Genomic DNA, 23,910 nt, shown 5'->3' on the forward strand with positions numbered 1-23,910 from the left:
CGGGAGGGTCCGGCCGGTTCAGACCTCGAGCAGCTCGTTCTCCTTGTTCTTGACCGCCTCGTCGATGCCGTGCGTGTGCTTGGCGGTGAGGTCGTCGAGCTCCTTCTCCGCGCGGCGCACGTCGTCCTCGCCGGCCTCACCGTCCTTGGCGATGCGGTCGAGCTCCTCCTTGGCCCGGCGTCGCACGTTGCGGATGGCGACCTTGGCGTCCTCGCCCTTGGCGCGCGCCTGCTTGACCAGGTCGCGGCGGCGCTCCTCGGTCAGCTGGGGGAAGACCACGCGGATGATCTGGCCGTCGTTGGTCGGGTTGACGCCGAGGTCGCTGTCGCGGATGGCCTTCTCGATGGCCGACAGCTGGCCGGTGTCGTAGGGCTTGATGACCGCCATGCGCGCCTCGGGCACGGTGATCGACGACATCTGCGGCACCGGCGTCGGCGCACCGTAGTAGTCGACCAGGATCTTGTTGAACATCGAGGGCGCGGCGCGCCCGGTGCGCACCGAGCCGAGGTCCTCGCGCGCGACCGACAGGGCCTTGTCCATCCGCTCCTCGGCGTCGAGCAGGGTGTCGTCGATCACGGGTCTCTCCTCCTGGTGCGGCGGGCGCTCTGCCGCGGGTGCGGGTCTTCGGGCCGGGTGACGGCGGCGCTCAGGCCGGGTCGCTGATCAGCGTCCCGATCCTCTCACCTGCCACGGCGCGGGCGATGTTCCCGGGCTCCAGCAGGTTGAACACGACGATCGGCATGCTGTTGTCCATGCACAGGCTGATGGCCGTCGCGTCGGCGACCTTCAGCTGCTTGGCCAGCACGGTGGCGTAGTCCAGGTCCTCGTACATCATGGCGTCGGAGTTGGTGCGGGGGTCGTCGTCGTAGACGCCGTCCACCCCGTTCTTGGCCATGAGCAGCACCTGGCAGCCGATCTCCAGGGCGCGCTGGGCGGCCACCGTGTCGGTGGAGAAGTACGGCATGCCGGCGCCGGCGCCGAAGATGACCAGCCGGCCCTTCTGCAGGTGCCGCACGGCCTTGCGCGGGATGTAGGGCTCGGCGACCTGGCCCATCTCGATCGCCGTCTGCACGCGCGTCTCCAGGCCCACCTGCTCGCAGAAGGCCTGCAGCGCCAGGCAGTTCATGACCGTGCCCAGCATGCCCATGTAGTCGGCGTGCCGGCGGTCCATCCCGGCTTGGGACAACTCGGCGCCGCGGAAGAAGTTGCCGCCACCGACCACCACGGCGACCTGGGTGCCGCCGTGCACGACCTCGGCCAGCTGGGTCGCGATGTCCTGCACGATCCCCGAGTCGACGCCGACCTTGCCGCCGCCGAAGGCCTCTCCGGAGAGCTTGAGCAGGACCCGCTTGTAGCCCGCACCGTCAGCGGGCTGGAACGCGGTGGGTGCGGACAGGGGCGCGGTGTGGTGCGGCGCGGCGGTGTCGGTCAACGGTTCTTCCCTCGCTCGGCGTCGTTCCCCTGATCCTGCCGCACGGGGTGCGCCGCAGCTCGCGGGCAGGGCCCCACACCGGTGCCCGGACACGCCACCGGCCCCGTCCAGAGGGGGACGGGGCCGGGTAACGCGCTGGAACGGCCACCCTCCAGGGGCCCGCGCCGAGCCTGCGAGGCGTGGGGAGGAGGGTGGTCCTTTCAGGCCTGGCCGACCTCGAAGCGGGCGAACCGCTCCACGGTCAGGCCGGCCTCGTCGACGATCTGCTTGACCGTGCGCTTGGGCTCGGTGATCGACGGCTGCTCGAGGAGGACGAAGTCCTTGTAGTAGGCGTTGACCCGGCCCTCGACGATCCTGGTGATCGCCTGCTCGGGCTTGCCCTCCTCCTTGGCGGTCTGCTCGGCCACGCGGCGCTCGGTCTCGACCGCCTCGGCCGGGACCTCCTCGCGGGACAGGTAGCGCGGGCGGGCCGCGGCGATGTGCATCGCGAGGCTGCGCGCGGCCTCCTCGCTGCCGCCGCTGTACTGCACCGCGACACCGATCGCCGGGGGCAGGTCGGTGGCCCGCTTGTGCAGGTACGTGGCGGTCTGGCCGTCGAAGACCGCGAACCGGCTCAGCACCAGCTTTTCGCCGATGCGGGCCGACTCGCCCTCGACCAGCGCGGCGACGGTCTGGCCGTCGACCTCGGTGGCGAGCAGCGCGTCGACGTCGGCCGGCTTCTGCGCGAGGACGACGTCCAGCAGGCGCTCGGCCAGCTTGACGAAGTCCGCGTTCTTGGCGACGAAGTCGGTCTCGCAGTCCAGCTCGAGCAGAGCGCCGTCCCTGCTGACGACGACGCCGTTGGTCGTCGAGCGCTCCAGGCGCTTGCCGACGTCCTTGGCGCCCTTGACGCGCAGGAACTCGACGGCCTTGTCGTAGTCGCCGTCGGCCTCGGTGAGCGCCTTCTTGCAGTCCATCATGCCGGCGCCGGTGGCGTCGCGGAGACGCTTGACGTCGGCCGCGGTGAAGTCAGCCATGCCTCTTCCTCTGATGTCGATTCGGCCCCGCTGCCGGGTCCCGCCGCGAGCCTGCGAGTGGTGGGGGGGCAGCGGGGTCCTGCTTCAGCCGTTCTGGGCGCCCTGGGTGCCGGTGTCCGTGCCGCCGGTGGCGGGGACGCCCTCGACCGGGGCGATCTCGCTCGCGGTCACGGCCGGGGGCTCGGCCGGGGTCTCCGGCAGCGGGGTGGCCACGGCGTCGGCAGCGGCGTCGGCAGCGGCGTCCCCCTGCTGCCCGGTGAGCAGCTCCCGCTCCCAGTCGGCCAGCGGCTCGTCGCCGCCGATGGCCTGCTGGCCGCCGTCCTCACGGCCGGCGTTGGCCTGCGAGGCCGACCGGGCCATGAGGCCCTCGGCCACGGCGTCGGCGATGACGCGGGTCAGCAGCGCGGCGCTGCGGATGGCGTCGTCGTTGCCCGGGATCTTGTAGTCGACCTCGTCGGGGTCGCAGTTGGTGTCGAGGATCGCGACGACCGGGATGTTCAGCTTGCGCGCCTCGCCGACGGCGATGTGCTCCTTCTTGGTGTCCACGATCCAGACGGCGCTGGGCACCTTCTGCATGTCGCGGATACCGCCGAGGCTGCGCTCGAGCTTGGCCTTCTCGCGGGTGAGGCCCAGCTGCTCCTTCTTGGACAGGCTGACCAGCACGCCGGTCTGCTCCATGTCCTCGAGCTCCTTGAGCCGCTGCAGCCGCTTGTGCACGGTGGAGAAGTTGGTGAGCATGCCGCCCAGCCAGCGCTGGTTGACATAGGGCATGCCGACCCGCTGCGCCTGCTCGGCGATGACCTCCTGCGCCTGGCGCTTGGTGCCGACGAACAGGATCGAGCCGCCGTGCGCGACCGTCTGCTTGACGAACTCGTAGGCGTTGTCGATGTACCCGAGCGTCTGCTGCAGGTCGATGATGTAGATGCCGTTGCGCTCGGTGAAGATGAAGCGCTTCATCTTCGGGTTCCAGCGACGGGTCTGGTGCCCGAAGTGGACGCCGCTGTCGAGCAGCTGCTTCATGCTGACGACTGCCATGGCCGCAGCCTCTCTGGTCTGCGCGCGGCCACGCCGGGCCGCGCTCCTCGGTTGTCGCGGGCACCGGGTGGCGCTCCGCCCTGGCGTCCGGGCCGCCACGACCCCGCGGAGAACCGCGGGGACCGGGGTGGCGACCGTCCCGCTGCTGCCAGCGGGCGAGAGGACGCGCGAAGTCGACCCGTCGTGGACGGATCGCGTCATCGAGCATACGCCCCGGCCCGAGCGGCCCTTCCCCAGCGGCCGGGACCGTCCACAGACCGCTGCCCGGCGCCCCGGCCCGTGCCGTGCGGTCGCACGCTGCCCCGGTGCGCCGACGCGTCCTCGCTCCCCTGCTGCTCCTGGTGGCTCCGCTGCTGCTCCTGGTGGCTCTGCTCTCCGCGGGTGCGCCGGCCCTCGCCGCGCCCACCCCGCCGCCCGACGTCTCGGCCGGCCCGTGGGCACGACCCGTGGACGGCGCGGTGACCCGCCCCTTCGACCCGCCACCGCACAGGTACGGGCCCGGGCACCGCGGCGCCGACCTCGCCGGGGCACCGGGGACCCCGGTCCTGGCCGCAGGGGACGGGGTCGTCGTCTTCACCGGGATGGTGGCCGGGCGGCCGGTGGTCAGCGTCGACCACGCCGGTGGCCTGCGGACGACGTACGAGCCGGTCGACGCGGTGGTGGGCGCGGGCCGGCCGGTCGCTCGCGGCACGGTGCTGGGGACCCTCGTCGGAGGCCACGCCGGCTGCCCGGTCGCGACCTGTCTGCACTGGGGTCTGCGCCGCGGCGAGGTCTACCTCGACCCGCTGTCGCTGCTGGAGCCGCCCGAGGTCCGGCTGCTGCCGATGGGCTGATGCCTCAGGGCGCGGGAGCGCCGTCGGGCGCGACGGCGGTCAGCACCTCGCGGAAGTGCTCGACCGTCGGGAACGGGGCGTAGGAGGAGTGCAGGAGTTCGCGCCGGCGCGGGTAGGCGACCGAGCCGCGGAAGCCCTCGGTGTGGTCCTCGAGGCGCTCCTACTCGATGAGCAGCAGGTAGGCGCCCGGCCGCTCGAGGCAGCGCGACAACGAGAGTCGCCGGGAGCCCGGGCTCGCGGCGATCAGCGAGCGGGCCTCGGCGGAGGCCGCCTCGAAGTCGGCCTCCCGTCCGGGGACGACCGGCAGCAGTGCGTGCTCGAGGACCACCGCTCAGGCAGTGGCCCTGGCGCGACTCCGCGGCCCGGTCCTCGCTCGTTCCTCGCTGCGATGCTCCCTGAGCTGTCGTCGTCACGCGATGTCGGCGAGCTTCGTGCGCAGGTGCAGCACCGCCTTGGTGTGCAGCTGGCAGATCCGGCTCTCGGTGACGCCGAGGACGCGGCCGATGTCGGCCAGGGTCAGGCCCTCGAAGTAGTAGAGGCTGACGACGACCTTCTCCCGTTCGGGCAGCTGCTCCACCGCGCGCGCCAGCAGCTGGCGGGCCTCGCTGTGCTCGGCCATGGCCTGCGGGTCCAGCGCGCTGGTGTCCTGCAGTGTGTCCACCAGACGGGGAGCGCCGCCCTCGTCGTCGGAGAGCAGCTCGTCGAGGGCGACGACGTTGACCAGGGAGAGCTGGCCGAGGAACTTGCGGACGTCCTCGACGTCCATGTCCATCTCGGCGGCCACCTCCTCCTCGGAGGGGCTGCGCTGCAGCCGGCTCTCGAGGAGGGCCACCGTGCGCTCGAACTGCCGGGCCTTCATCCGCACCGACCGCGGGATCCAGTCGGTGCTGCGGAGCTCGTCGATGATCGCGCCGCGGATGCGGGCCATCGCGTAGCTCTCGAACTTGACCTCGCGGGAGGGCTGGTAGCGGGTGATCGCGTCGATCAGGCCGAACGTGCCGTAGGAGACCAGGTCGGCCTGCTCGACGTGCGCGGGCAGACCGCTGCCGACGCGGCCGGCGACGTACTTCACCAGCGGCGCGTAGTGCAGGATCAGCCGGTCGCGCAGCTCCGGCGCCCGGTCGGCGACGTAGCCGGCCCACAGCTCGGCCAGCGCGGCGTCGGCGTCCTCCGGGGTCTCGTCGAGCCGGTCGATGGCGGCCTTGGTCACGGTCTGCGCTCCCGACTGTCGGAGGCCTCGGGCGGAGGACCTCGGGGTGTGCACGGTGGTGGTGCGCGATCCGCTGGCGCGCAGGCCAACTGTCTCATCCACGGGCGGCTGTCCTCTCAGGCACGCGGGTGCGCCTGCGCGTGGACGGCACGCAGCCGCTCCACGGTGACGTGCGTGTAGATCTGGGTGGTCGCGAGGCTCGCGTGCCCGAGCAGCTCCTGCACCGAGCGCAGGTCCGCGCCGCCCTCGAGCACGTGGGTGGCGGCGGAGTGCCGCAGGCCGTGCGGGCCGATGTCGGGAGCACCCGGCGCGGCGGCCACGGCGGCGTGGACGGTGCGGCGGACCTCGCGGGCGTCCAGCCGCCCACCGCGCAGGCCGAGCAGCAGCGCCGGGCCCGACCGCTCCGTGGCCAGCGCCGGCCGGCCCCGGGTGAGCCAGGCGTCCAGCGCCCGCTCGGCCGGGACGCCGTAGGGGACGCTGCGCTCCTTGCGGCCCTTGCCCAGCACGCGCAGCAGGCGACGGCCCCGGTCGACGTCGTCCACGTCGAGGCCGACCAGCTCGCTGACCCGGATCCCGCTGGCGTAGAGCAGCTCGAGGACCACCGCGTCGCGCAGGCCGACCGGCTCCTCGGCCCCGGCCGCCGACTCGACGACCACGCGGGCCTGGTCGGGGGCCAGCACGTCGGGGAGCGTGCGCTGCGCCTTGGGGCTGACCAGCCGCAGGCCGACGTCCTCGGCAGTGAGGCCGGCCCGGCGCAGCCAGCCGGTGAACGACCGGGCGGCCGCGGCGCGCCGGGCGGTGGTCGCCCGGCCGGCACCGCGGGTGCGGCCCTGGGCCAGCCAGCTGCGCAGCGTCGCCAGGTCCAGGTCGTCGACCCGGGTGCCGCCACGGCGGACCAGGTGGTCCAGCAGCCAGACCGCGTCGCCGACGTAGCCGCGGACGGTGTGCTCGGAGAGGTCGCGCTGGGTGCGCAGGTGCTCCTCGTACCCGGCCAGCGCCTCCGCCAGCACCGGCGGCAGCGCAGCGCGCGCGTCGGCGGTGCGGGCAGTCACCGTGAAACGGTCGGTCGCACCCCGCCGGGGGTCAAGCCGAAGCGCCGACCGCGCGCCGCCTCACGCCGCCCGCTCCCCTGCCGTCACCCCCGTCCCGCCCCGGCGGCCGGCTTCGGCGGCGGGGTCAGCCGCCAGCCGGCGTCGGTCCGCTCCACCAGGTCGGCGAGCTCCAGCACCGGCAGCACCCGCAGCACGTCGAGGACGTCGCAGCCGGCCACCCGGGCCAGCCGCTCGGGCCCGACCCCGCTGCGGACCGGACAGGCGTCGAGCACCCGGACGGCCACGTCGGAGAGCCCGTCCCGCGCACCGGTGGGGCGCTCCGGCGGGTCGGCGAGGTCCTCCCCCAGTCGGCCGACGGTCTCCACCACGTGCCTGGCATCGGCGACGAGGACCGCACCCAGCTCGACGTCGCGCAGCAGCTCGTGGCAGCCCACCGACATCGCGGAGGTGACCGGACCCGGGACGACCATCACCTGCCGGCCCAGCTTCTGCGCCCGCCGCGCGGTGGCCTGGGCACCGGAGCGGGCCGCCGCCTCCACGACCACCGTGCCGCGGGTCATCGCGGCGATGAGCCGGTTGCGGACGAGGAAGCGGTGCTTGTGCGGGGCGGCTCCGGGTGGCCACTCGCTGACCAGCAGACCCGACTCGGCGATGCGGTGGAACAGGGCTCCGTGCGCGGACGGGTAGACCCGGTCGACGCCGCAGGCCAGCACCGCCACGGTCGGGGCGTCCGCCGCGAGCGCGCCGCGGTGTGCGGCAGCGTCGATGCCGAAGGCGCCTCCGGACACGACGGTCCAGCCCCGCTCCCCCAGCTGGTGGCCGAGCTCGCCGGCGACGTGCTCGCCGTACGAGGTCGACGCCCGGGCGCCGACGATCGCCACCGATCGGTCGGCCAGCTCGTCGAGCCGGGCCGGCCCTCGGACCCAGAGCGCCAGCGGTGGCACCGGTGCGGTCGTGCGCGGCGAGTGGTGGCGCGGGTCGTCGGGCTCTTCGCTGGTCGCGAGGGTGAGGCAGTGCAGCAGGTGCGCCGGCCACTCGTCGTCCTCGGGGACGACCAGCCGCGCGCCGCAGCGCTCGACCCGCAACAGGTCCTCCAGCGAGGCGTCCTGGCCGGCACGGGCCCCCACCAGCGCGCGGACGGCGTCCGGCGCGCGGCCGGACCGCAGCCGGCGCACCGCCTCGACCGCTCCGGCGTCCTCGACGAAGCGCCAGAAGGCGACGCTGCCGGGTTCGGCCGCCCGGCTGAGCCACGCCCGCGCCCGCCGCACCGCGGGGCCGGCGAGCCCGTCCACCGTCGTCGCCTCGGTCAGCCCCTGCTCCATGTCCTCGTCGAGGCTCGGCAGCGCGGTCATGCCGCTGCCCGCTGCAGCCGCAGCCCGAGGGCCTCGGCCACCTCGTCGGGACCGGGCACGGTGCGGCCGGCCAGGTCGCTCAACGTCCACGCCACCCGCAGGACGCGGTCGTAGCCGCGCACCGACAGCGCCCCGCGCTCGAGAGCCCGCTCGACCAGGCGCAGGGCCGACCGCGGTGGGGACCACCGTTCCCGCAGCAGCCGCCCCGGCACCTGGCTGTTGACACCCAGGCCGGTCCCCGAGAGCCGCGCCGCCGCGGCCGCCCGGGCGTGCGCGACCCGGGCGGCGACGACGGAGGTCGGCTCGGGCGCCGTCCCGGTCTCCAGCCAGGCGGCCCGGGTGACCGCCGGGAGGTCGACCCGCAGGTCGATCCGGTCGAGCAGCGGTCCGGAGAGGCGGCCCTGGTAGCGCCGCCGCTCGAGGGGGCTGCAGGTGCAGGCGGCATCCCCGGCCGCGCTGGCGCACGGGCAGGGGTTGGCCGCCAGCACCAACTGCGCGCGGCACGGGAAGGTGGCCGCGCCCCCGGCTCGGGAGATGGTCACCGACCCGCGCTCGAGCGGCTGGCGCAGCGTGTCCAGCACCGCCCGCGGGAACTCCGGTGCCTCGTCCAGGAAGAGCACGCCGCGGTGGGCCCGGCACAGCGCACCGGGCCGGATCGGACCCGAGCCGCCGCCGACGAGGGCGGCCATCGTCGCCGAGTGGTGCGGCGCCTCGAAGGTCGGTCGGGTGACCAGCGGGGAGTCCGGCGGCAGCGTCCCGGCGACCGAGTGGATGGCGGTGACCTCCAGCGCGGCCTGCTCGTCCAGCGCCGGGAGCAGGCCGGGCAGCCGCTCGGCGAGCATCGTCTTGCCGGCCCCGGGCGGTCCGCTGAGGAACAGGTGGTGCCCCCCTGCGGCCGCGACCTCCACCGCCCGGCGGCCGATCGGCTGGCCGACCACGTCGCCCAGGTCGGGTCCGGGCGGTGTCGGCGGCAGTGCAGGACGGGTGTGCCGGGGCAGCGACGCCCGGCCCTCCAGATGGGCGACGACCTCGGCGAGCGTGCCCGCGGCCAGCACCTCGATGCCCTCGACGAGCGCCGCCTCACCCGCGTTGCCCGCGGGCACCACCACCGTCGCGTGCCCGGCGCGGGCGGCGGCGAGCACGGCCGGCAGCACCCCGCGGACGGCACGCACCGACCCGTCGAGCCCCAGCTCGCCGATCAGCACCAGGCGGCCCACCGACTCGGGCGGCACCGCGCCGTCGGCCGCCAGGACCGCGGTGGCCAGCGCCAGGTCGAAGCCGCTCCCCTGCTTGGGCATCGACGCCGGGGACAGCCCGATGGTGATCCGCCGCAGCGGCCACCTCCCGCCGGCGTTGACGACCGCCGCCCGCACGCGGTCGACCGACTGGCGGACGACGGCGTCGGGGAGCCCGACGAGGACCACCCCGGGCACACCGGCCGACAGGTCCACCTCGACGTCGACGAGCGCGCCGTGCACGCCGGCCAGACCGACCGACCAGGTCCGCGCCAGCGTCACGGGAACGCCGCCCGCAGGTGGGTGACCAGCGCGGGCCGGTCGACTCGGACCAGCACGCCGACGACGTCGAAGCGCAGTTCGGGCGCGCGCTCGTCGTGCGCGGCGAGCCAGCGCTGGGCCAGGACCCGGAGCCGGCGCTGCTTGACGTGCCCGACCGCCTCGACGGGGTGGCCGAAGCCGACCGCTCGGCGGGTCTTGACCTCGCAGAAGACGAGCGCGTCGCCGTCGCGGGCGACGATGTCGAGCTCGCCGTCGCGGCAGCGCCAGTTCCGGTCGAGGACCCGCAGGCCGCTGTCGGTCAGGTAGGCGGCGGCGATGCGCTCGCCGTGGGCGCCGAGGTCCGATGTCGTTCGCACCCGGCCGACCGTCGTCGGCCCGGACCGGTCGGGACGGTCGCGGAGCCGATCTGTGGACACCGGCGCCGCCTGTGGACGCCGGTCCCGGGGATGTCGCCGGGCGGGGCCAGCCTCAGGCCCGTGACACGCGGATCAGGTCAGCCGGGGACCGTCGGGCAGCTCGAGGTCGGGCTTGTCCAGCTCCTCGACGTTGACGTCCTTGAAGGTCAGCACCCGCACGTTGCGCACGAACCGCGCCGGCCGGTACATGTCCCAGACCCAGGCGTCGGAGAGCTTGAGCTCGAAGTAGACCTCGCCGCCCGCTTCGCGGACCTGCAGGTCAACGGAGTTGGCGAGGTAGAAGCGCCGCTCGGTCTCCACCACGTAGGTGAACTGCCGGACGATGTCCCGGTACTCGCGATAGAGCTGCAGCTCCATCTCGGTCTCGTACTTCTCCAGGTCCTCGGTGCTCATCGAGGCTCTCCGGACACAGGGCGCATGGCCCCATCATCGACCATCGCCGCCGAGCCGGTCAGCTGGAGTCCCCGAGCGGCGTGTGCGTCGCGGGCGCGGGCCACGTTGACGAAGCGCTTCCGGTGCTCCGGGCAGGGGCCGTACCGCTGCAGGGCGGCGTCGTGAGCAGCGGTGCTGTAGCCCTTGTGGACGGCGAAGTCGTACTCGGGCCAGCGCTCGTGCAGGTCCAGCATGATCCGGTCCCGGGTGACCTTGGCCAGCACCGATGCCGCCGCCACGCACGCCGCGATCCGGTCGCCCTTCCACACCGCGAGGGTGGGGCGGGCCAGCCCGGGCACCGGGAAGCCGTCGGTGAGCACGTAGTCCGCGCCGGGGTCCAGAGCCCACACCGCGCGGCGCAGCGCCTCGATGTTGGTCACGTGCATGCCGCGGGCGTCGAGGTCTGCGACCGGCAGGAGGACGACCGACCACGCCACGGCGCGGTCGACGACCTCCTCGTAGACCCGCTCCCGGGCCGCGACGGTCAGCAGCTTGGAGTCCGCGAGGCCGGGGACCCTCCCCCGGCGGCCGGCAGGGAGCACGCAGGCGGCGGCGACGAGCGGGCCGGCGCAGGCTCCACGGCCGGCCTCGTCGGCGCCGGCGACCGCCGGGAACCCGCGGCGGTGCAGGGAGCGCTCCATGTCCCAGAGCGCGTCGGGGCGGTCGTCGACGGACGTGCCGGCGGCACGGTTCCGCGGCCCGGGAGGAGCGGGGGTGGTACGGACAGCCATCGCGGTCCGACAGTACGACGCCGGCGAGGGACCGCGGGCGGGACGTCACCGGGCGGGAACGCCACGGGCCGGCCCCGGGGTCAGAGGGGCCGGCCCGTGGACGGTCGGCCGCCGGAGCGGCCGGGTGTGTACCCGGCGGACCGCCGAGGAAGCGGACGGTCTGCCCGGGTACCTGAGGCACCGGTCGTGGCGGCGGAGCCGCCGGGACCGGACCCCGGGTCGGTGCGCTCAGGCCTCGGCGGGGGTCAGGGCCGCGTGGGCGCCGCAGGTGCAGGAGGCGGGGTTGCGCGAGGACAGCACCAGCGAGACGGCGTGCGCCCGGTCGCGGGCACCCAGCTTGCGCAGGATGGCCTTGACGTGGGACTTGACGGTGTCCTCGCTGATGAACAGGTTGCGGCCGATCTGCCGGTTCGACTGGCCCTGGATCAGCTCGTCGAGGACGTCGGACTCGCGGCGGGTCAGCGGGACCTCGGGGGCGAACGGCTTCGCAGCGGGCGCGGCCGACGGCTCGACCCGGCGGATCTGCGGGTCGACGACGGTGCGGCCGGCGCGGGCGGCCAGGATGGCCCAGCCGAGCAGGGTCGGCGAGGTGTTGATCATGAGGTAGCCGCGGACACCGGCGGCCAGCGCCTCGTTGACCACGGCCGGGTCCTCGGAGGTGCCCAGGGCCACGATCGTCACCCGGGGGAAGCGGCGGCGCAGGTCGCGGCAGGCGTTGAGGGTCGCGGCGCGGCCCTGACCCAGCTCCACGACCACCGTGTCGGGGCGGGCGGTCTCGACCAGCGTGAGGGCCCGGCGCAGCTCACCCGGGGTGCCGACCGACTGCATGCCGGCGGTCTCGTTGATCATGCTGACCAGCCCGCGACGCAGGACGGGCGCGTCGGCGAGGATGAGCACGCGGGTGACGCCACGAGCAGCGCTCGCCATGGGTGCGGACACAATCGGCTCCGTTTCACACGTTCGGGGACTTTCTCACGATCTCCATCGGACGGGTGAGACGTCTGCTTGAACGCTTTTCCAACATTTCACAGAAGAATTCTTCGACACCGGATAGGGCGACGACCGATCACACCCGAAACACCGGAATGGTGACCCGTCGCATTCGTGTCGACATGGCGACGCCATTCCCCGGAACGACTCGACCCGCACGCCCCGGGCGGACCGGGAGGTGCGGGTCGAGGACGGGAAGGGAGGCCGTCAGCCGGAGCGGGACCGACGTCGCCGGCGTCGCCAGGCGGTGAGCGGCACGGCGCCGGCCAGGCCCATGGCGTAGGGAGCGGCGACCGCCGCTGCACCGGAGACCGGCAGCGGGCGGACCGGCTCGCCGGCCGCCTCGGTGCCCTGGATGTCGGGCGAGCCGAGGGTGCCGAACCGGTCGAGCGGCCAGACGATCAGCGCGGCCCTGCCGATGACGTCGTCCACGGCGACCGTGCCGGAGTTCTCGTCGCCGATGTGCGCCTTGGAGTCCGCCGACGCGGACCGGTGGTCGCCCATGACCCACAGCCGGCCCTCCGGAACGGTGACGGGCCCGAACGCCCGGCTCTCCAGCGGGGTGTTCTCGAAGACGTACGGCTCGTCGAGCGGTTCGCCGTCCACGGTGACGCGGCCCTCGGTGTCGCAGCACTGGACCGTCTGGCCGCCGGTGGCGATGACCCGCTTGACGTAGTCGTCCTCGCTGGGCGGGGCCACCCCGATGGCGCGGCCGAGCCACAGCAGACCGCTGGAGAGCGCGTTGCCCGGCTCCTGCACGTCCACCTCCGGCGACCAGCTCTCCGGCCCCTCGAAGACGACGATGTCGCCGGGCTCCGGCTCGCCGAACCAGTAGGGCACCTTGTTGACCAGCACGCGGTCGCCGGTGCAGCCGGGGCAGCCGTGCAGGGTCCGTTCCATCGAGCCGGACGGGATGAAGAAGGCCTGGACGAGGAAGGTCTTCACCAGCAGTGCGAGCACGAAGGCGATGAGCAGGAGCACCGGCAGCTCGCGGATCAGCGAGCCCTTCTTGGCTGCCTCCTCGCGCCGGCGCGCGGCGCGGCCGCCGGGATGGCGGATGGGACCGGTGTCGGCGGCCGACCGGGTCGCCCGTGGGTCCTCCCCCTCCGGAACGACGTCGGCGGGCCTCCCGGGCCGGTCACTGCTCATCGGAGCCAGCGTACGGCCGCGGGAGACCCGCCGTGGTCAGGCCGGACCGGCCTGCCTGCGTCGCGTCAGCGCGAGACGGTCTCGCGCTTCTCCTTGATCTTGGCGGCCTTGCCGCGCAGCTCGCGGAGGTAGTACAGCTTCGCGCGGCGGACGTCACCGCGGGTCAGCACCTCGATCTTCTCGACGACCGGGGTGTGCACCGGGAAGGTGCGCTCGACACCGACGCCGAAGCTGACCTTGCGCACGGTGAAGGTCTCGCGGATGCCACCGCCCTGACGGCGGATGACGACGCCCTGGAAGACCTGGATGCGGGAGCGGTTGCCCTCGATGACGCGCACGTGCACCTTGACGGTGTCGCCCGGGCGGAACTCGGGGATGTCGTCGCGCAGCGAGTCGGCGTCGAGTACGTCCAGGGTGTTCATCGCGGCAGTCCTGTCCTAGCGGTCATGTCGTTGCGGTGCGGACAGCAGGCGCCCCCGGCTGTCCGATCCGGGGAGCTGCGCTCCGGGAGGAGCTCGTCGTCGGCGAAGCGATGCGTCCGCAGCAGCTCTCTACTGTGCCACACCTTCAGCCGACGAAGCGCGGCGGCCCCGTCCACGGGCCGGCGGACAGCTCCGGGAGCAGGTCGGCGAGCTCCCGCGGGGCGAAGGTCTCGGCGCTGGCGGCGACCTCCGCGGCACTCCACCAGCGGTGCGGCTCGGCGCCGAGCAGCTCCAGCTCCGTGCGCCCGCTCGCATCCACCTCGTGCACGACGTCCCGCAGCACGAAGAACGTCTCCCGCGAGTCGATCTGCACGGCCGCGAACGGGCCGACGTGCCGGCGGAACCACACCGGGCCCTCCAGCTGGCCGGGGTCCACGACCAGGCCGATCTCCTCGGCGAGCTCCCGGGTCGCGGCCTCCCGGACGCCCTCCCCCGGCTCCACGCCGCCGCCGGGCGTGTACCAGAACAGCACGTCCCCGGGCGGGACGGCGGGGTCGGTGAGCCGGGCGCCGAGCAGCAGCACCCGACCGTCCGGGTCGAGCACGACGACCCGCGCGGTCGGCCGCACCCAGGGGCGGTCGGTCACTCGCCGAGGACGGCGCGGTCGGCGTCGGTCAGCGCGCCCTCGGGCAGTGCCGACAGCAGGTCCGGCCGCCGGGCCGCCGTCCGCCGCAGGGACTCCGCCCGGCGCCACCGGGCGATCGCGGCGTGGTCGCCGGAGAGCAGCACCGGGGGGACGTCGTGGCCACGCCAGGACGCCGGCCGGGTGTAGGAGGGGCCTTCGAGCAGGCCGTCGGCGTGCGAGTCGTACTCGACGGACTCCCGGTTGCCCACGACGCCGGGCAGCAGCCGGGTCACCGCCTCGACCATGACCAGCACCGCGGACTCGCCGCCGGCCAGCACGTAGTCGCCGATCGAGACCTCCGACACCGGTCCGGTCCCCGCGGCCCACTCGGCGACCCGCTGGTCGATGCCCTCGTAGCGGCCGCAGGCGAAGACGAGGCCGGCCTCGGCGGCCCACTCCGCGGCCACGGCCTGCGTGAAGGAACGTCCGGCCGGGGTCGGCACGACCAGTCGGGTGCCCGGCGGGCGGACGGCCTCAAGCGCCCGGGCCCACGGCTCGGGCTTCATCACCATGCCGGGGCCGCCGCCGTAGGCGGCGTCGTCGACGGTGCGGTGCACGTCGTCGGTCCACTGCCGCAGGTCGTGGACGCCCACGCTGACCAGGCCGCGCTCGGCGGCCTTGCCCAGCAGCGACTGCCGCAGCGGGGCCAGGTACTCGGGGAAGATGGTGACGACGTCGACCCGGAACGGGGCGCTCACAGGTCGAGCAGCCCCTCGGGCGGGTCGACCACCACGACGCCGCCGGGGACGTCGACGGTCGGCACGATGGCCGTGACGAACGGCACGAGCAGCTCCCCGCCCTCGACCCGGCGGACGACCAGCAGGTCTGCGCCCTCGTGGCGGACGGCGCTCACGGTGCCCAGCTCCGTGCCGTCGGGCAGCCGGGCGGTCAGGCCGACCAGCTGGTGGTCGTAGTAGACGTCGGGGTCCTCGAGCGCCGGCAGGTCGGCGACGGGCACGTGCAGTTCGGTGTTGCGCAGTTCCTCGGCCGCCTCGCGGCTCTTGACGCCGTCGATCGCCAGCAGCAGGACCTCGCGGTGCCAGCGGCAGGCGGCGATCGTGAGCGGCCCGCGGTCGGCGGGCTCGGTGCGCAGGACCGCGCCGGGGGCGAAGCGGAGGTCGGGGTCGTCGGTGCGGACCTCGACGGTCACCTCACCACGGACACCGTGGGGCCGGCCGATGCGGCCGACCACCACGGTGTCGGTGGTGTCGTCTGGTCCGGTGCTCACCGAGTGGTGCTCAGGGTGAGGCGCTCAGCGCCCGTCGGTGTCGACGACGTCGACCCGCAGGCCGCGGCCGCCCACACCGGTCATCACGGTGCGCAGGGCCTTGGCGGTGCGTCCGCCGCGGCCGATGACCTTGCCGAGGTCGTCGGGGTGCACCCGGACCTCGAGGGTCTTGCCGCGCCGGTTGCTGAGCAGGTCGACCGTGACGTCCTCGGGGTGGTCGACGATGCCCTTGACCAGGTGCTCGAGCGCCTCTTCGAGCACGACTTACTCGGCGGGCGTCTCGGCGGGGGCGTCGCCCGCCGCGTCGTCGGCCTTGGGAGCGGCCTTCTTCCGGGGAGTGGTGGCGCCGGCGGCCGGCTCCTCACCCGAGGCGCGGACGGCCTCCTCGTAGAGGGCCTTCTTGTCCGGCTTCGGGGCGGCGACCTTCATGGGCGGCGGCGCGGCCTCGCCCTTGAACTTCTGCCAGTCACCGGTGACCCGGAAGATGGCGGCGACGGCCTCGGTCGGCTGCGCGCCGACACCCAGCCAGTACTGCGCCCGCTCGGAGTCGACCTCGATGAAGGACGGGTCCTCCTTCGGGTGGTACTTGCCGATCGTCTCGATCGAGCGACCCTCGCGCTTGGTGCGGGAGTCGGCGACGACGATGCGGTAGTACGGCGCGCGCATCTTGCCCAGGCGCATGAGCTTGATCTTGGTGGCCACGGTGTGGGGTGTTCTCCTCGAACGCAGGTCGTGTGTGCCCGCCCGGAGCGACGCGTGGGGGTACGCCGGGGGCGGTGCGGCTGGACACGGCCGGCAACGGTGAGAGGGCCGCCCACCGCCGTGTTCGACCGACCATTGTGCCAGATGGAGGACCTCCGCCTCTCCGCCCCTCGTCGAAGGGCCTGGCTGCCCCCCACGCCTCGCGAGCTCGCGGCGGGCCCCTGGACGGGGCCGGAGACGGCGGGCTGGTCCTCGCTCAGCCCCGGACGGCGGCCAGCACGCGCGCGGCCACCTCGCCGACCGGCACCTCCTCGCGCTCCCCCGTGGCCCGGTCGCGCAGCTCCAGGACGCCCTCGGCCAGTCCCCGGCCCACGGTGACGATCGTCGGCATCCCCAGCAGCTCGGCGTCCTTGAACTTGACCCCGGGCGAGACCTTGGGCCGGTCGTCATAGAGCACGGTGAGCCCCGCGGCGAGCAGCTCCTGCGCCAGCGCCTCGGCGGTCTCGAACACCGCGGCGTCCTTGCCGGTGGCCACGACGTGCACGTCGGCCGGCGCCACCTCCCGCGGCCAGACCAGGCCCAGCTCGTCGTGGGTGGACTCGGCGATCGCCGCCACGGCCCGGGAGACCCCGATGCCGTAGGAGCCCATGGTGACCGTGACCAGCTTGCCGTTCTCGTCGAGCACCTTCAGGTCGAGCGCCTCGGCGTACTTGCGGCCCAGCTGGAAGATGTGGCCCATCTCGACGCCGCGAGCGAGCTCCAGCGGTCCGGAGCCGTCGGGCGCCGGGTCGCCGGCCAGCACCTCGGCGGCCTCGACGACGCCGTCCCAGGTGAAGTCACGGCCGGCGACGAGGTCGAACACGTGCTTGCCGGGCTCGTTGGCCCCGGTGATCCAGCGGGTGCCGGGCACCACCCGCGGGTCGACGAGGTACCGGATGCCCGACGCGCTGTCGGCGCCCAGCGCCTGCGGGCCGATGTAGCCCTTGACCAGCGCGGGGTGCCGGTCGAAGTCGGCGAAGGGCTCGACCTCGGCGGGCGCCACCTGCGCCTCGAGCCGCTTGAGGTCGACCTCGCGGTCGCCGGGGATGCCGACGACCAGCGGCTCCCGGGTGCCGTTGGGGTGGATCAGCGTGACGACGACGTTCTTCAGCGTCGAGGCGGCCGTGTAGCCCGCGTCCGGGAACAGCTGCTGCGCGACCGCGACCAGCGTCTCGATGGTCGGGGTGTCGGGGGTGTCCTCGACGTGGGCGGCCGGCAGGCCCTCGAGCGGGACCTCGTCGGGGACGACGGTGGTGACCGCCTCGACGTTGGCCGCGTAGCCACCGGACGAGCGCACGAAGGTGTCCTCGCCGATCGGGGTGGGGTGCAGGAACTCCTCGCTCCTGGACCCGCCCATGGCCCCCGACATGGCCGAGACGATGACGTAGTCCAGGCCGAGCCGGTCGAAGACGCGGATGTAGGCGTCACGGTGGGCGGCGTAGCTCTTGTCGAGCCCGGCGTCGTCGACGTCGAAGGAGTAGCTGTCCTTCATCGTGAACTCGCGGCCGCGGAACAGCCCGGCCCGGGGCCGCGCCTCGTCCCGGTACTTGGTCTGGATCTGGTACAGCGACAGCGGCAGGTCCTTGTACGACGAGTACAGGTCCTTCACCAGGAGCGTGAACATCTCCTCGTGGGTGGGGCCGAGCAGGAAGTCGGCACCCCGGCGGTCCTGCAGGCGGAAGAGGTTGGGGCCGTACTCGGTCCAGCGGTTGGTCGCCTCGTAGGGCTCGCGCGGCAGCAGCGCCGGGAAGTGCACCTCCTGCGCGCCCATCCGGTCCATCTCCTCGCGGACGACCCGCTCGACGTTGCGGAAGACGCGGTAGCCCAGCGGCAGCCAGGTGAAGCCGCCGGGCGCCGCCCGGCGGATGTAACCGGCCCGCACCAGCAGGCGGTGGCTGGGGACCTCGGCGTCGGCCGGGTCGTCGCGCAGGGTGCGCAGGAACAGCGTCGACATGCGAAGGAGCACGGGAGGAGTCTCCCAGGCCGGGGCGAGCGGTTTCCGGACGGCCCGCACCCTCAGGCGACGACGCGGCCCCGCAGGACGACGTGCCGGGGGCGGGCGAGGGTGGCGAGGTCGGCGCGCGGGTCGGCGTCGTAGACGACGACGTCGGCGGGTGCTCCCTCCTCGATGCACGGCAGCCCGAGCCAGGACCGCGCCGACCAGGAGGCCGCGGCCAGCGCGGCCTCGGCCGGGATCCCGGCGGTGTGCAGGGCGCGCACCTCGTCGGCGATGCGCCCGTGGTCGATGCCGCCCCCGGCGTCCGTGCCGGCGAACACCGGCACCCCGGCCTCGAACGCGGCCCGCACGACGGCACCGGAGGAGGCGTACAGCCGGCGCATCGTGCTCGCGTACGTGGGGAACTTCTGCTCCCCGGCGGCCGCGAAGCCGGGGAAGTTCTCGACGTTGACCAGGGTCGGGACGACGGCGGTGCCGTGACCGGCCATCTGCCCGATGAGCTCCTCGGTCAGGCCGGTGCCGTGCTCGATGCAGTCGATGCCGGCGCCGATGAGGTCGGGCAGCGCATCGGTGCCGAAGGTGTGCGCGGTGACCCGCGCGCCCTCCTCGTGCGCGGCGGCGATCGCCGCGGCGAGCACGTCGGCCGGCCACTCGGGGGCGAGGTCGCCGACGCCGCGGTCGATCCAGTCCCCCACCAGCTTGACCCAGCCGTCGCCGCGGCGGGCCTGCGCCCGCACCTCCTCGACCAGGGCGTCGGGCTCGATCTCGATGCCCAGGCCCGGGATGTAGCGGCGGGTGCGGGCGATGTGCCGGCCGGCGCGGACGATCGTCGGCAGGTCCGGCTCGTCGTCCAGGGCGCGGGTGTCGACCGGTGAGCCGCAGTCGCGCAGCGCCAGCACGCCGGCCGCGCGCTCCGCCAGCGCCTGCGCGCGCAGCCCGACGAGGTCCTCGACGGGTGTCCCACCGCGGCCGATGCCGACGTGGCAGTGCGCGTCGACCAGGCCCGGCACCAGCCAGCCGCCGCGGCTGACGGTCTCCGCGCCCGGCACCGGCTCGAAGGTGAGCCGGCCGTCGCGGATCCACACGTCGCGGTGCTCCCCCTCGGGCAGCACCACACCGGCCAGGTGCAGGGAGGGCGCGCTCACCGGGAGGGCCGCTCGTCCCCGGGCTGGTTGAAGTTCAGCTTGGTGAGGTCGGGCAGGCCCTGCCCCGGGGGCAGACCGGGCATGCCGCCGGGCATCCCACCGCCCGGGAAGCCGCCGCCGAACGGGTTGCCGGCCCCCGGCGGCAGCGCGGGCGCGCCTGCGGGCCGGCGGGCGGGGCCGCCCTTGGCCTTGCCCTTCCCCTTCTTGCCCTTCTTGGCCTGCGCCTGCATCTGCCGGCCGCGCTGCTTCTTCGACATGGGGCCCATGCCGGGCAGGCCCATGCTGCCGGCCATCTGGCCCATCATCTTCTGGGCCTGGGCGAAGCGCTCCAGCAGCTGGTTGACCTCGGTGACGGTGACGCCCGAGCCGTTGGCGATGCGCACCCGCCGCGACGAGTTGATGATCTTGGAGTTGACCCGCTCCTCGGGCGTCATCGAGCGGATGATCGCCGCGGTGCGGTCCAGGTCGCGGTCGTCGACCTGCTTGAGCTGCTCCTTCATCTGCCCGGCGCCGGGCAGCATGCCGAGCAGGTTGGCGATCGGGCCCATCTTGCGGATGGCCATCATCTGCTCGAGGAAGTCCTCGAGGGTGAAGCCCTCGCGGCTGACGAGCTTGCCGGCCATCTTCTCGGCCTGGTCGGCGTCGAACGCCTGCTCGGCCTGCTCGATGAGGGTGAGGACGTCGCCCATCCCGAGGATGCGCGAGGCCATCCGCTCGGGGTGGAAGACGTCGAAGTCGGTGAGCTTCTCGCCCGTGGAGGCGAACATGATCGGCTGGCCGGTCACGTAGCGCACCGAGAGCGCCGCACCACCGCGGGCGTCACCGTCGAGCTTGGTGAGGACGACGCCGCTGAAGCCGACGCCGTCGCGGAAGGCCTCGGCGGTGGTGACGGCGTCCTGACCGATCATCGCGTCGACGACGAACAGCGTCTCGTCGGGCTGGACGACGTCGCGGATGCCGGCGGCCTGGGCCATCAGCTCGGCGTCGATGCCCAGCCGGCCGGCGGTGTCGACCACGACGACGTCGTGCATCGTGCGCCGGGCGTGCTCGATCGAGTCGGCGGCGACGCGGATGGGGTCGCCGACACCGTTGCCGGGCTCGGGCGCGTAGACGTCGACCCCCGCCTGCCCGGCGACGATGGAGAGCTGGTTGACCGCGTTGGGCCGCTGCAGGTCGGCGGCCACCAGCAGCGGCGTGTGGCCCTGCGCCTTCAGCCACCGGCCGAGCTTGCCGGCCAGCGTCGTCTTACCGGCACCCTGCAGACCGGCGAGCATGATCACGGTGGGCGACTGCTTGGCGTAGCGCAGCCGTCGGGTCTCGCCGCCGAGGATCTCGACGAGCTCCTCGTTGACGATCTTGATGACCTGCTGTGCCGGGTTCAGCGCCTGGGAGACCTCGGCGCCGCGCGCCCGTTCCTTGACGGCGGCGATGAAGGTCCGGACCACCGGCAGGGCGACGTCGGCCTCGAGCAGCGCGATGCGGATCTCCCGCGCGGTCGCGTCGATGTCGGCCTCGGTGAGCCGGCCCTTGCCGCGCAGGCCGCTGAAGACCTTGTCCAGGCGGTCGGAGAGGGTCTCGAACACAGCACGTCCTCAGCAGTTCTCGCGGGCGCGGCCGGCCGGTCGCTCCGACCGGCTGCTCGACCTCCGGCGTCCGGGGAGCCCCGGGGCCGTCGCGCCACCTCTGCTCCAGCCTAACGAGCGCGGGCCGGAGAGCGGCGGCATCGACCGGCCGACCTCCTGCAGGGCCCCTCTTCAGGCGGCGTGGCGGACCGGCAGGGCCGCGGCGGCCAGCGGAGCGGCCGAGAACACCGCCGTCCCGCAGTCGGCGCAGGCCCACTCGGGGCACTCGCCGCCGTCCTCGGTGTGCCCATCCACGCACGGCGGCTGGACGAACTCCCGGTCCCCGTCGCAGGACGGGCAGGCCCACACCCTGCCCTCGGCTGCGGCGGCCTCGAAGGACTGACCGGACATGCGGAGGACCTCCCTGCGGTCGGTGCCGGGACCGTTCCGTCCCGCTCCTCCCGACGGTGGCACGGGCGTACGACAGGACCGCGGACCTCAGCCCGGCGAGTTCCCCCGGCCGGCCACCGGGTCGGGCACCGCACCGCGGGCGGCGGCGCTCAGCGCGGCCTCCACCCGGGACCGCTGCTCGCTGCCGATCGGCTCCCCGGAGGGGTTGCAGACGTAGAAGTGGTCGGCGGCGTCGGCGCCGAGGGTCTCGATCCGCGCCGACGTGACGTCCAGACCCTCGGTCGCCAGCGCCGCGGTCAGCCGGTAGAGCAGCCCGGCCCGGTCCCCCGCCCGGACCTCCACGATCCCGGTCGCGTCGCCGGTCACCTCGCCGTTGTGCCAGGAGATCCGCGGCGGCGTCGCCCGGACGGCGTCCTGCCGGTAATCGGCCTCCCGCTGCCGGAGCCGCTCGGCCAGCGGCAGCGTGCCCTCGAGGGCCGCCCGCACGGCGTCGGCCAGGATCGAGGCCACCGGCGCCCGCCCGAACCGCGGCCGGACCGCGAAGACCGCCGTGGCCCGGTCCCCCACGACGTTGACCTTGGCCGCGCGCACGTCGAGCTGGTTGAGCGCCAGCACCCCGGCCAGCTGGCTGAACAGGCCGTGCCGGTCGGGGCCGACGATCGTCACCTGCTGGCCGTCGGCGACGTCCTCCACGCCGACGGCGATGCCACCGGCCGCGTCGGCCGGGGCCTCCCGGCTCACCTGGGGCTGCCCCGGGTGCAGCACCGGCTCGGGCTCGGGCGCGGGGGCGCCGCCCAGCCGGGCCTGGACGCGGGCGACCAGCGCGGCGACCAGGTGCGCCTTCCACGGCGACCACGCCGAGGAGCTGGTCGCGGCGCCGTCTGCCTGGGCCAGGGCGTGCAGCAGCTGCAGCAGCGCGGGGTCGCAGCCGATGGTCGCGGCCACGCGGTCGATGGTGGCCGGGTCGTCGATGTCGCGCCGGGTGGCCGTGTCGGGCAGCAGGAGGTGGTGACGCACCATCGCGGCCAGCGTGGCGACGTCGGCCTCGGCGAAGCCCATCCGGGTGGCGATCCGCGCCGCGATCGGCTCGCCGACCTCGCTGTGGTCGCCGGGCCAGCCCTTGCCGATGTCGTGCAGCAGCGCGCCGACCAGCAGCAGGTCGGGCCGGTCGACGTCCCGGGTGAGCTCGGCGGCGGCCGCGGCGGCCTCCACCAGGTGCCGGTCGACGGTGAACCGGTGCCAGGGGTGGCGCTGCGGCAGCGAGCGGATCCGGTCCCACTCCGGGAGCAGCCGGGACAGCAGCCCCTCCTGGTCCAGCTGCTCCAGCACCGCCACCGCGGCCCGGCCGCTGGCCAGCAGCCGCAGGAACGACCAGCGCAGCTCCGCAGGCCAGGGTTCGGGCACCGGCGGGGAGTGCACGGCCAGCACCTTGAGCGTGTACGGGGACAGCAGCAGGTCCTCCCGCGCCGCGGCGGCCGCACCGCGCAGCACCAGGCCGGGGTCGGCGGCGGGGCGCGCGTCGCGGGCCAGCACCACCTCGTCACCCTGGCGGACGACCCCCTCGGCCAGCGGCTCGCGGCGCACCCGGCGGTACCGGCCGCGGGGGCGGCGGACCAGCGCGGCCTCCACCCGGCGCCACGTCTCGTCGGCGACGAAGCCCAGCCGGCGCCCGGCCAGGCTCACCTCGCGCAGCAGCGCGTCCTCGTCGGGCAGGCCGAGCGCGACCGCGATCGGGCGCTGTTCCTGCCGGACCAGCACGTCGGACGGCCGGCCCGCGCGCCGGCGCAGCTCGTCGCGGACGTCGAGCAGGAGGGCGTACGCCTGCTCGGCCTCGGCGGTGGGTTCGTCGGCCAGCTGGGCGGCGGCCACCGCGCGCAGCACCTGGCCCTCGCGGAGGCCGCCGTAGGCCTCCTTGAGGTCGGGCTCGAGGAGGAAGGCCAGCTCGCCGACCTGCCGGGCGCGGCCGCGGCGCAGGTCGCGCAGCTGGGGCAGCAGCCGGGACGCCGACTGCCGCCAGCTGCCGAGGGTGGCGGTGCGCAGCGCGGCCGCGAGCCCGGCGTCCCCGGCGACGAAGCGGACGTCGAGCAGCCCCAGCCCGGCCTTGACGTCGGTGGAGGCGACGCCGACCGCCTCGGACACCGTGCGCACCGAGTGGTCCAGGCGCAGCCCGGCGTCCCAGATCGGGTACCAGATGGCGTCCGCGAGGGCGGCGATCTCCGGGCGCCCCTCGTGGACGAGGACCAGGTCGAGGTCGCCGTGCGGCGGCGGCTCCCGGCGACCCAGGCTGCCGACCGCCACCAGCGCGACGCCGTCGGTGCCGGTGCGCGGCGGCGGGCCACCTCGTCGCGGCCGCGGCGGCGGCGTGCCCGCGACCGCCTCGTCGAGCAGGCCGGCGAGCCAGGTGTCGAGCACCTCGCTGCGCTCGGCCCGCGGCAGCGCGGGCAGCGACCCGGTGTCCAGCACGTCTCCCCCCCTCGCTCCTGTCGAGAACTCCTCCGGAACGGCGTCGGCCGGGGCGGCAGGTGCTCGACCCGCCACCCCGGCCGTTGAAGGACCCCCTGCCCCCCACGGCTCGCGAGCTCGCCGCGGGCCCC

General features: G+C 74.5%; 26 protein-coding genes. 1 reads left to right on the plus strand and 25 read right to left on the minus strand.

Features of this window, described 5'->3' with window-relative positions:
• Positions 1–18: 18 nt before the first annotated feature.
• The 4 genes from frr to rpsB form a co-directional block, all read right to left on the minus strand.
• On the minus strand, positions 19–576 hold the full coding sequence (frr, locus tag GOBS_RS19450; RefSeq protein WP_012949980.1) for a ribosome recycling factor: 558 nt from the start codon (positions 574–576) through the stop codon (positions 19–21).
• A 70-nt stretch (positions 577–646) separates the two neighbouring features.
• On the minus strand, positions 647–1,432 hold the full coding sequence (gene pyrH, locus GOBS_RS19455) for a UMP kinase (protein ID WP_012949981.1): 786 nt from the start codon (positions 1,430–1,432) through the stop codon (positions 647–649).
• 200 nt (positions 1,433–1,632) lie between these two features.
• Positions 1,633–2,448, minus strand: a complete 816-nt coding sequence (gene tsf / locus GOBS_RS19460; RefSeq protein WP_012949982.1) for a translation elongation factor Ts — start codon at positions 2,446–2,448, stop codon at positions 1,633–1,635.
• Positions 2,449–2,532: 84 nt separating this feature from the next.
• Complete coding sequence (gene rpsB / locus GOBS_RS19465) at positions 2,533–3,483, minus strand: 30S ribosomal protein S2 (RefSeq protein ID WP_012949983.1); 951 nt, start codon at positions 3,481–3,483, stop codon at positions 2,533–2,535.
• Positions 3,484–3,788: 305 nt separating this feature from the next.
• Between rpsB and GOBS_RS19470 the strand changes: the two genes are divergently transcribed.
• Positions 3,789–4,316: a M23 family metallopeptidase gene (locus GOBS_RS19470; protein ID WP_012949984.1), complete on the plus strand. Its 528-nt coding sequence runs from the start codon at positions 3,789–3,791 to the stop codon at positions 4,314–4,316.
• 160 nt (positions 4,317–4,476) lie between these two features.
• On the opposite strand, the gene GOBS_RS28305 is transcribed toward GOBS_RS19470, so the two are convergent.
• The 21 genes from GOBS_RS28305 to GOBS_RS19575 all read right to left on the minus strand — a co-directional run bounded on the left by GOBS_RS28305 (position 4,477) and on the right by GOBS_RS19575 (position 23,779).
• A complete protein-coding gene (locus GOBS_RS28305; RefSeq protein ID WP_208104324.1) occupies positions 4,477–4,644 on the minus strand; it encodes an antibiotic biosynthesis monooxygenase family protein in 168 nt (55 codons plus the stop codon).
• Between the two features lie 81 nt (positions 4,645–4,725).
• Complete coding sequence (whiG, locus tag GOBS_RS19480) at positions 4,726–5,526, minus strand: RNA polymerase sigma factor WhiG (protein ID WP_012949985.1); 801 nt, start codon at positions 5,524–5,526, stop codon at positions 4,726–4,728.
• 116 nt (positions 5,527–5,642) lie between these two features.
• Positions 5,643–6,578, minus strand: coding sequence for a tyrosine recombinase XerC (locus GOBS_RS19485; RefSeq protein WP_012949986.1), 936 nt, complete (start codon positions 6,576–6,578; stop codon positions 5,643–5,645).
• An 83-nt stretch (positions 6,579–6,661) separates the two neighbouring features.
• Complete coding sequence (gene dprA / locus GOBS_RS19490; RefSeq protein WP_012949987.1) at positions 6,662–7,930, minus strand: DNA-processing protein DprA; 1,269 nt, start codon at positions 7,928–7,930, stop codon at positions 6,662–6,664.
• Entirely contained in the window at positions 7,927–9,447 is a 1,521-nt protein-coding gene (locus tag GOBS_RS19495; protein ID WP_012949988.1) for a YifB family Mg chelatase-like AAA ATPase, read from the minus strand. Before GOBS_RS19495 ends, dprA begins: the two co-directional genes overlap by 4 nt.
• Positions 9,444–9,803, minus strand: a complete 360-nt coding sequence (locus GOBS_RS19500; RefSeq protein WP_041241591.1) for a YraN family protein — start codon at positions 9,801–9,803, stop codon at positions 9,444–9,446. The genes GOBS_RS19495 and GOBS_RS19500 overlap by 4 nt, the downstream gene beginning before the upstream one ends.
• A gap of 132 nt (positions 9,804–9,935) precedes the next feature.
• Positions 9,936–10,256, minus strand: coding sequence for a DUF2469 domain-containing protein (locus GOBS_RS19505; protein WP_012949990.1), 321 nt, complete (start codon positions 10,254–10,256; stop codon positions 9,936–9,938).
• Positions 10,253–11,026: a ribonuclease HII gene (locus tag GOBS_RS19510; protein WP_012949991.1), complete on the minus strand. Its 774-nt coding sequence runs from the start codon at positions 11,024–11,026 to the stop codon at positions 10,253–10,255. The genes GOBS_RS19505 and GOBS_RS19510 overlap by 4 nt, the downstream gene beginning before the upstream one ends.
• A 228-nt stretch (positions 11,027–11,254) precedes the next feature.
• Positions 11,255–11,965 carry a response regulator transcription factor gene (locus tag GOBS_RS19515; protein ID WP_012949992.1) on the minus strand — a complete coding sequence of 237 codons (711 nt, stop codon included), beginning with the start codon at positions 11,963–11,965 and terminating at the stop codon, positions 11,255–11,257.
• A gap of 258 nt (positions 11,966–12,223) precedes the next feature.
• Positions 12,224–13,165, minus strand: a complete 942-nt coding sequence (gene lepB, locus GOBS_RS19520) for a signal peptidase I (RefSeq protein WP_012949993.1) — start codon at positions 13,163–13,165, stop codon at positions 12,224–12,226.
• A 65-nt stretch (positions 13,166–13,230) separates the two neighbouring features.
• Entirely contained in the window at positions 13,231–13,587 is a 357-nt protein-coding gene (gene rplS, locus GOBS_RS19525; protein WP_012949994.1) for a 50S ribosomal protein L19, read from the minus strand.
• Between the two features lie 145 nt (positions 13,588–13,732).
• Positions 13,733–14,233: an NUDIX domain-containing protein gene (locus tag GOBS_RS19530; protein ID WP_012949995.1), complete on the minus strand. Its 501-nt coding sequence runs from the start codon at positions 14,231–14,233 to the stop codon at positions 13,733–13,735.
• Entirely contained in the window at positions 14,230–14,970 is a 741-nt protein-coding gene (gene trmD / locus GOBS_RS19535; RefSeq protein ID WP_012949996.1) for a tRNA (guanosine(37)-N1)-methyltransferase TrmD, read from the minus strand. Before trmD ends, GOBS_RS19530 begins: the two co-directional genes overlap by 4 nt.
• Positions 14,967–15,500, minus strand: coding sequence for a ribosome maturation factor RimM (rimM, locus tag GOBS_RS19540; RefSeq protein ID WP_012949997.1), 534 nt, complete (start codon positions 15,498–15,500; stop codon positions 14,967–14,969). Before rimM ends, trmD begins: the two co-directional genes overlap by 4 nt.
• Positions 15,501–15,524: 24 nt before the next feature.
• Positions 15,525–15,761, minus strand: a complete 237-nt coding sequence (locus GOBS_RS19545; RefSeq protein ID WP_012949998.1) for an RNA-binding protein — start codon at positions 15,759–15,761, stop codon at positions 15,525–15,527.
• 3 nt (positions 15,762–15,764) lie between these two features.
• Entirely contained in the window at positions 15,765–16,202 is a 438-nt protein-coding gene (gene rpsP / locus GOBS_RS19550) for a 30S ribosomal protein S16 (protein WP_012949999.1), read from the minus strand.
• Positions 16,203–16,458: 256 nt separating this feature from the next.
• Positions 16,459–18,207, minus strand: coding sequence for a proline--tRNA ligase (locus GOBS_RS19555; protein WP_012950000.1), 1,749 nt, complete (start codon positions 18,205–18,207; stop codon positions 16,459–16,461).
• A gap of 50 nt (positions 18,208–18,257) precedes the next feature.
• Positions 18,258–19,343, minus strand: coding sequence for an amidohydrolase family protein (locus GOBS_RS19560; protein WP_012950001.1), 1,086 nt, complete (start codon positions 19,341–19,343; stop codon positions 18,258–18,260).
• Positions 19,340–20,926, minus strand: coding sequence for a signal recognition particle protein (ffh, locus tag GOBS_RS19565; RefSeq protein WP_012950002.1), 1,587 nt, complete (start codon positions 20,924–20,926; stop codon positions 19,340–19,342). Before ffh ends, GOBS_RS19560 begins: the two co-directional genes overlap by 4 nt.
• A gap of 171 nt (positions 20,927–21,097) precedes the next feature.
• A complete protein-coding gene (locus tag GOBS_RS19570; RefSeq protein WP_012950003.1) occupies positions 21,098–21,316 on the minus strand; it encodes a hypothetical protein in 219 nt (72 codons plus the stop codon).
• Positions 21,317–21,403: 87 nt separating this feature from the next.
• Positions 21,404–23,779 (minus strand): [protein-PII] uridylyltransferase, encoded by a 2,376-nt coding sequence (locus GOBS_RS19575; RefSeq protein WP_012950004.1) that lies wholly within the window; start codon positions 23,777–23,779, stop codon positions 21,404–21,406.
• Positions 23,780–23,910 lie beyond the last annotated feature (131 nt).

It is taken from the genome of Geodermatophilus obscurus DSM 43160, assembly GCF_000025345.1.
In the GTDB taxonomy this organism is placed as follows: Bacteria; Actinomycetota; Actinomycetes; order Mycobacteriales; family Geodermatophilaceae; genus Geodermatophilus; species Geodermatophilus obscurus.

What these genes read in the sequence shown, in the direction of transcription:
- rplS (WP_012949994.1), bottom strand. Translation starts at nt 13,587, where the DNA reads ATGAACACCCTGGACGTACTCGACGCCGACTCGCTGCGCGACGACATC.
- tsf (WP_012949982.1), bottom strand. Translation starts at nt 2,448, where the DNA reads ATGGCTGACTTCACCGCGGCCGACGTCAAGCGTCTCCGCGACGCCACC.
- dprA (WP_012949987.1), bottom strand. Translation starts at nt 7,930, where the DNA reads ATGACCGCGCTGCCGAGCCTCGACGAGGACATGGAGCAGGGGCTGACC.
- GOBS_RS19570 (WP_012950003.1), bottom strand. Translation starts at nt 21,316, where the DNA reads ATGTCCGGTCAGTCCTTCGAGGCCGCCGCAGCCGAGGGCAGGGTGTGG.
- GOBS_RS19510 (WP_012949991.1), bottom strand. Translation starts at nt 11,026, where the DNA reads ATGGCTGTCCGTACCACCCCCGCTCCTCCCGGGCCGCGGAACCGTGCC.
- GOBS_RS19505 (WP_012949990.1), bottom strand. Translation starts at nt 10,256, where the DNA reads ATGAGCACCGAGGACCTGGAGAAGTACGAGACCGAGATGGAGCTGCAG.
- rpsB (WP_012949983.1), bottom strand. Translation starts at nt 3,483, where the DNA reads ATGGCAGTCGTCAGCATGAAGCAGCTGCTCGACAGCGGCGTCCACTTC.
- lepB (WP_012949993.1), bottom strand. Translation starts at nt 13,165, where the DNA reads ATGAGCAGTGACCGGCCCGGGAGGCCCGCCGACGTCGTTCCGGAGGGG.